This window comes from Bacillus sp. 220_BSPC (genome assembly GCF_001054655.1).
Taxonomy (GTDB): Bacteria; Bacillota; Bacilli; order Bacillales; family DSM-1321; genus Peribacillus; species Peribacillus frigoritolerans.
Genome location: NZ_JVPL01000211.1, coordinates 1 through 1,519, shown reverse-complemented (window position 1 = coordinate 1,519; position 1,519 = coordinate 1). Strand labels below are relative to the sequence as shown.

The 1,519-nt window shown below is 33.0% G+C and carries 2 protein-coding genes; both read left to right on the top strand.

What is annotated here, in order from left to right; translation table 11 throughout:
- The first annotated feature begins 322 nt into the window (after positions 1-322).
- Positions 323-760 (top strand): GNAT family N-acetyltransferase, encoded by a 438-nt coding sequence (locus ADA55_RS16970; protein ID WP_048686045.1) that lies wholly within the window; start codon positions 323-325, stop codon positions 758-760.
- 223 nt (positions 761-983) lie between these two features.
- A complete protein-coding gene (locus tag ADA55_RS16965) occupies positions 984-1,289 on the top strand; it encodes a hypothetical protein (protein ID WP_048686044.1) in 306 nt (101 codons plus the stop codon).
- The last annotated feature ends 230 nt before the right edge of the window (positions 1,290-1,519 follow it).

Genomic DNA, 1,519 nt, shown 5'->3' with positions numbered 1-1,519 from the left:
ACAAAACGGGGTTGGTTCGAGTTTACTAAAATATTTAGGGAATATCCTTACACAGAGAAAAGTCGATGCCGCATATTTATCAACCGAGAGAGGCAAAGGTAAACCGGAGTTATTTTTTAGAAAAAACGGCTTTGTGACAAACGAGTCTCGAATATTAATGACAATGAACGTTTCTTGAATTAAATACAAAAAACTTTAATTCTTCTTCAACTAACGGGTGTCTTAAAGGCAGCTTTTTTTATGCAACTATCGGGCAGTTTAGTTGAATAAGAAAATATGTAGACTTAATTTACGAAAAATTCAAAAAAAAGGAGTTTTAACTTTGAATACTTTAACAATAAAAGAACTTAAATTACGTAATGAGATAATTGAAGCATTTCCAATTATGAAGCAGTTACGAACTCATCTTGACGAAGGTACTTATCTTGAATTAGTAATGGAAGCACAAGAAGTAGATAGATATAAAATGTTGGCTTTATTTGATGATCATAAAATTGTGGCGGTTACCGGTTTTAAGCCAATGACAACACTGTATTATGGAAGATTTGTTTGGGTTTGTGATTTGGTTACGGACACTAATATACGGTCAAAAGGATACGGTGAAAAACTACTTACATATGTTCATGAATGGGCAAAAGAAAATAAGTATGAAAGTGTTGCCCTATCTTCAGGGTTACAGCGTACAGATGCACACCGTTTTTATGAAGATAAGATGAATTATGACAAAGTAAGTTATGTGTTTAAAACACCTTTAAAATAAGTAAGATATTAAACTAAAGGGTGCGTTAGCTAAAGATCAGAGCTGTCTTTAAGGCAGCTCTTTTCTTATGGAACTAAAGGGGCAGGATAGCTCAATAAAAATAAGGAGTAGCCAGTTAATGTAGCTTACCTATCCATTGATACATGCCCTCTTTAACCAATAATTCACAATTATGGTATGATTGTTTTAATTATACATAATTTTTCAAGGGGTGGTGCAAGGGATGCTTAAACGAATACTAACTAAATACGAACACGAAGGTCTGACCCCGGAGGAAATTGAGCATTTAAATACTATAAAAGGACAAAATCCTTATGGGATGCTAACTCTATTATTAGGTCTAATTTCCTTTTTGTTTGGACCACAGTATATAATTATTCCTATCGTAGCATTGTTATTTGGTTTTATTACTTACCGGACCTTTGATTATGAAAAAGAGGATAATCCTTGGACTTTTTACATTGGACTATTATTTGCTTTTGCAGGATTAATATTGAACTTTTTACATTATGTACACGTATTGGGGTAGAGTCAGGAAAATGCCCATTTACAACGATAAGCATTTTGATACAAGTCTTATGAGACATTATAAAGCCTAATTTAGAGGTAATTTGAATGTGTCTCAATAGGTTCTACTCTATTAAGATTGTGAAGGATTGTACTTAAACTAACGGGTGCGTTCGTATTATAAGGTCGACCAGTAAAAATTACTGGTTGACCTTTTTTTAATAGAATCTATTATATCAGTAGCCAGGGTAG

Bases quoted from the DNA above. Each gene is read 5' to 3' on its own strand.
- ADA55_RS16965 (WP_048686044.1), top strand. From the start codon at position 984: ATGCTTAAACGAATACTAACTAAATACGAACACGAAGGTCTGACCCCG.